Genomic DNA, 5,441 nt, shown 5'->3' with positions numbered 1-5,441 from the left:
ACATGCCTCCCGCCGATGTTGATACAAAAAGTGATCTGATCAAGAAACATCTGCTAGCTCTTCCGGAATATCAAAAGTCAAATTCTATTCACATATTTATCGGCAGCCTTCCGGGCGAAGTGAGAACCAAACCAATGATCGAGCACGCTCTTTCAGAAAACAAAAAGGTAATAGTTCCGATATATCACGGTATTGATAAACCTCCCTCGCACTCTCTGATTCAAAACCTCGACTCGCTTGAACTGACACAATTCGGTATTGAACAACCTGCTGAAGACTCGATCATTCCGGCAGATATGAACAGCGCCGGGATCATTCTCGTTCCTTGTCTGGCTGTGGATGCATCGGGGAACCGAATCGGAATGGGCGGTGGGTTTTATGACAGGATTCTCAGCGGTCTCTCCATCAGAAAAATTGCTCTGGCTTATGATTTTCAATTTATAGAAAACCTACCGGCGGAGGAAAATGATATCAATGTGAATTTTGTCGTGACCGAGAAGGGTGTCACTCAGATAAAATAATGAGTAAGCGATTACAAAATAAAGCCGCTAAGATCGACCTGCTCTTAGAAGAGGTATACGGCATCCCTCAACCGGGTAAAAACGTAAATGTGCTGGATGAACTGATACTGACGCTGCTGTCGCATAACACTAACGACATAAATAGGGACAAAGGATATGCCGAGCTGAGAAAACAGTATCCCACTTGGGGAATAGTCAGAAATACACCGAGAAAGAAAATCGAAAACGCGATCCGTATAGCAGGTCTGGCTCCTGCAAAATCGGGATACATAAAAGATACACTCGATTTTATAGCTGATAATTGGGGTAAATTAGATCTCGATTGGATTTGCGATAAAGACCCTGCATGGGTCGAAGAAACTTTTACGCAGGTCAAAGGTATCGGCGTCAAGACTATTAATGTTGTTCTCTCATTTGCCTGCAATGCCGATCGGTTTCCTGTCGACACACACATAAACAGAATATGCGCCCGACTCGGTTTTGTCCCGGAAAACAGTCCACCCGAGAAGACATACAAACTCATGGCTGATATTTTCCCTAAAGGAAAAGCGTATTCATTTCATATTAATATTATCGATCATGGAAGAAAAATCTGCAAGGCGAGAAATCCGCTTTGCGCTGAATGTAATTTGAGGAGACATTGTCTCTATTACAAAAATATTAAATAATTTTCATCTTTGACCGCAGACAGCTATCGGACGGGCTACCTTAAATGGGATAGTTGTTTTTTCCGCGAGAATTGGGAATAAACAGATTGTATTAAACGTAAAAGTGGGGTACATTTGTTAGCGTCGTAATAGAACCACTTTTGTTTCTAACAAAAAGAATTGGAACGCTCAAGGCAGTATTAATTTATTACTCAATTGAATCTGTTTAAGTTTGATATAGGGAATAATTGGCTATCAAATTTTTATATTCGGCAAGCATAAAACTATCGGAAGGACAGAAACTATGAGTCAATTCGTTAAAACGTTTTCATTTATCGATATTCTCGGCCTAATACTGGCAATAATATTTTCATCGGGAGGTCTCAACAGCTCCACCTTACAGGATGATAATAAAGAAGAAAACAATCTTGGCAAATCTATTTACGAGCAAAAATGTTCTAACTGCCATGGCGAAGACGGAAAAGGAAACGGACTCGCAGCACAGTTCTTACGTCCGTATCCGTTAGATTTTGTGCTTGGACTTTACAAGGTGAGAACGACCGCAACCGGAAGTATTCCCACAGATGCCGATATCCGCAAGAGTGTCAAAGAAGGGATCCACGGAACCGCCATGCCCTCGTGGGCCCCATTTATAACTGGCGATTCTCTTGAAGCGATTATAGAATATGTTAAATCCTTTTCATCGCGATTTGCAGAAGAGAGCGCGGAAATCGTAAGAGTGGATAAGCCTATGGCGAGTTCGGCAAAGAGTATTCTCAGTGGTAAAACATTTTATGAAGACCTCGGATGCGCAGATTGCCACGGTGATGATGGTTCAGGTGAAGGCGACGATGTCGCTGAGCTTGAAGATGATCTCGGCAGACTTACCGTTGCTGCAAATCTTACAGAGCCGTGGACATTCATAGGAGGTTCATCGGCAAAAGATATCTATCTGCGTTTGGTGACGGGAATGAACGGGACACCTATGCCGTCTTATGACGATTTGGTAAGTTCGAATCAGCTCTGGGATTTGTCAAACTATGTTATATCTCTCGCTAGAAAACCTGTATGGGAGATGGATGCGGATGAGCTTGGTGAGTATTATGCGAATATGGATGAAGAGAACAGGATGAACCCTATTGAAAGAGGCGCGTATCTCGTTGAATACCTTGGCTGTCCCCATTGTCATTCACCCTTTGACGAAGATGATAGAATGATACGGGAATTGAGGATGGCGGGAGGAAATATGTTCAGGTTGGGACCATACGGTGATTTCGTTTCAAGAAATTTAACGCCCGATGAAGAGACTGGATTAGGAAAGGCTACAGATGAACAGATTATCAGCGCGATAACGAATGGAATAAGAGTAAACGGGGACCGAATGATGCCGTTCCCGATGCCTTGGCCTTCATACGCCGGGTTGAGCGACGATGATCTCTCGGCGTTATTGGTGTACATGAGAAGTCTTCCACCCGTGTATAACAGTATTCCGGAAGTAAAAAAGAGAAATCCTATAGAATATCTATGGGGAAAGTTTGAATTGCTCATTTTACAAAAACCGTTTCCTCCTGAAGGAACGCACGGAAATTTTGGGGAGGTGAAAGTGAATGAGCAGATGTAGACAGAGGATATTTTAGCTTGGACAAATTTCTATTTTATAAAGGAGTATTCTAAGATTGAACCAAATATTTAAATGGATTTTGATTTCAGCTCCCGGAATTGCCTTCGCCGGTTTTATCGCAGTCCTGTGGTATATACCGCCATTTATGACGACTCCTCCGGAAGAGTTTATAGAAATGACGCTGAGCGCACCGCCATCGCTTGATCATATAGAAGACCCCGCACTGCGGCTCTTAGCTGAAAAAGGTAAGTATATCATAACCACGGGCGACTGCATCGAGTGCCACGTTCCTATGGGCTCCAGAGGACCGAACTTCGACGAATATTTAGCCGGCGGAATGAAGTGGGTGACACCAATGGGTTCTTTTGTATCACGGAACTTAACTCCCGATCCCGAAACCGGTCTTGGAAGACAGAGCGACGATGAGATTAAACAGGCTCTGCGCAGCGGTCTGAGAAGTGACGGAAGTCTCATGCACCCCCTCATTATGCCCTGGATATTGACAACCACATTGTCGGAAGAAGACCTGCATGCGGTGGTGATCTATCTGAGGAACATAAAGCCTGTATATCATAAAATTCCAGACCCGGATCCCAATGAGACCTCTAATATTTCGAGGCCTCTAATGGAGGATTTCGGTGGACATGAATAAAGGCGATATATTTAAACTAGCTTTATCAAAATTATATTCATATCGAACATTCTTGACACAGCCCGTCTTAGATAATTTTAAATTATCTAATCCTCCGTAGGAGTTCCTTCGGAACACCCTTCCCCGCCCGCCTGGCTGTCGGACAGGCCAGACCAATGTCCTGCCCGGCGAGCGGTCAGACGGGCGGGCTGGTTATTAGAGGGGAATCCTTATACTCTCCCCTTGAGGGGAGTGCCTCGCAGAGGCAAGGGGTGTAATTGGTCGGTAACGAAAAACTTTATGAGAACATAAGAATCACACCCCCCGTCTGACATTAGTCGGGCAGGTCCGTCCCGAAGCTTCGGGACACCTCCCTCGAGGGAGGAGATATTTGATGTGCGGTCAGGGCAAGCCCTAACCCCACAGATAAACCGTTAAAACGGTTAGTATATATTTTTTGATATATCAGTAGCCCCGGACTTAAGTCCGGGGCTAATAAGAATCTCCAACACCCGTAACCATTTTAATGGTTTTTCAGATTATCGTAATATAAATACAATCACATTCTCCGTCTCGCACAGGAGGCAGGCCCGCCTGACATTGGTCGGGCAGGCCACCCTGACCGTTTCCTGATAGTTGACAAATCAACTTAGGGGAGACATGAAAAAACCCACCATTTCGCTCTGCATATTCGCCCGGGACGAGGGAGCGACTATTCGTGATGCAATCGAGAGCGTCAAGCCGCTCTGCGACGAAATTATTATCGGTATCGACAACACTTCCTCCGACAACACGGAGAGGATCGCTTCAGAATACGCCGACGTTCTATACCGGTTCGACTGGAACGGCTCTTTTTCGGACGCCCGGAATCTCGCTATGTCGAAATGCACGAAGGAGTGGATCTTCATCTGGGACGCACATGAGTGGATGTCACCGGAGCATGTGGAAAAGCTAAGAACCAAAATGTGGCAGGTGATAGATGACGATTGTCCCGCCATCGGTTTTAAGCTCCTTATGGAAGACGGCGCCGTGGGGATGCAGACAAGGCTCCTTAAGAACGGCATAGGCTGGGAGTATAACGGCAAGGTGCATAATCAGCTGAACACTTCCGAGGTTGACCCGAACGGGCTTTCGATGGGGTTTCGCGATATTGTCATAGAGCACCGTCCCACGAAAGCAAACAGGAAGATCCGCAAAAAGGAGCGATACGAACAGATAGAAAAAGACATGGGAGAGGTGCTGAAGAAACATCCGAAGGACGTGCGGTCGGCGTTCTATCTTGCGTCGATCGCTCATGAGCAGGGGATGTACGAGAAGGCGATAGGTTTCTACAGGCGCTATCTGAAGAACTCGAAGGACGCTGCGGACGGTGTGGAGAGGTATCTCGTGACCTGGCAGATGGGAAGGTGCAGGATGGCTTTGAATCACACGGAGAAGGCAAAAACACTGTTCCACGACTGCATCACGATGAGGTACGAAATCCCGCTGGCGTATGTGACGCTGGGTGAGATCGGCGTCAAAGATGCCGAGGGCATGCAGCAGGAGATCGATGAAAATATTGAGGAAGATATTCTTCAGAGGAAGTGGAGCGAAGCTGAAGGATACTATAAAAAGGCAATCGAGCTGGCGGATGAGAATCCGATGCCTGACTCGACCGTATTCTACCCGGGTGCGTTCTATTCATGGCTGCCGGTCTGGAACCTCGGAAAGCTCTACGAGATGAACGCGATGTACGACCAGGCGTTGTACTGCGTTTTAAAAGCGGGGAAGTTCGGCGATTTCCCCCCGAATCTGAGGGAGACGTGCGAGGAGGCTGTTGTGAAGCTGCGTGGAGTTATAAAGGAACAGTTGACGGCAGACGATGAGGAAATATCGAAAATAGCGACGGTGCGCAAAGGGAAGCCGAAACTCGTCATTTTTGATTCATTCGGCTCATTCACGAAGGAGATTGCCGACCGGTTCGAGGGAGATTACACAGTGGTCGTCTCCAACGAATTCAATACCTCATTAGCGTGGTGGGG

General features: G+C 46.3%; 5 protein-coding genes. All 5 read left to right on the top strand.

Annotated features, from left to right (window positions below):
* On the top strand, window positions 1–521 hold a 521-nt coding region (locus IID12_09690; GenBank protein MCH8289359.1), incomplete at its 5' end, for a 5-formyltetrahydrofolate cyclo-ligase.
* On the top strand, window positions 521–1,189 hold the full coding sequence (locus tag IID12_09685) for an endonuclease III (protein ID MCH8289358.1): 669 nt from the start codon (window positions 521–523) through the stop codon (window positions 1,187–1,189). The genes IID12_09690 and IID12_09685, both read left to right, overlap by 1 nt.
* A gap of 283 nt (window positions 1,190–1,472) precedes the next feature.
* A complete protein-coding gene (locus tag IID12_09680) occupies window positions 1,473–2,789 on the top strand; it encodes a c-type cytochrome (protein MCH8289357.1) in 1,317 nt (438 codons plus the stop codon).
* 55 nt (window positions 2,790–2,844) lie between these two features.
* Window positions 2,845–3,441 carry a hypothetical protein gene (locus IID12_09675; GenBank protein ID MCH8289356.1) on the top strand — a complete coding sequence of 199 codons (597 nt, stop codon included), beginning with the start codon at window positions 2,845–2,847 and terminating at the stop codon, window positions 3,439–3,441.
* A gap of 639 nt (window positions 3,442–4,080) precedes the next feature.
* The coding region (locus tag IID12_09670) for a glycosyltransferase (GenBank protein ID MCH8289355.1) at window positions 4,081–5,441 on the top strand (1,361 nt) is incomplete at its 3' end.

This window comes from Candidatus Neomarinimicrobiota bacterium (assembly GCA_022567655.1).
GTDB lineage: Bacteria > Fidelibacterota > SORT01 > SORT01 > SORT01 > JADFGO01.
This window is presented reverse-complemented; position numbering and strand designations above follow the sequence as displayed.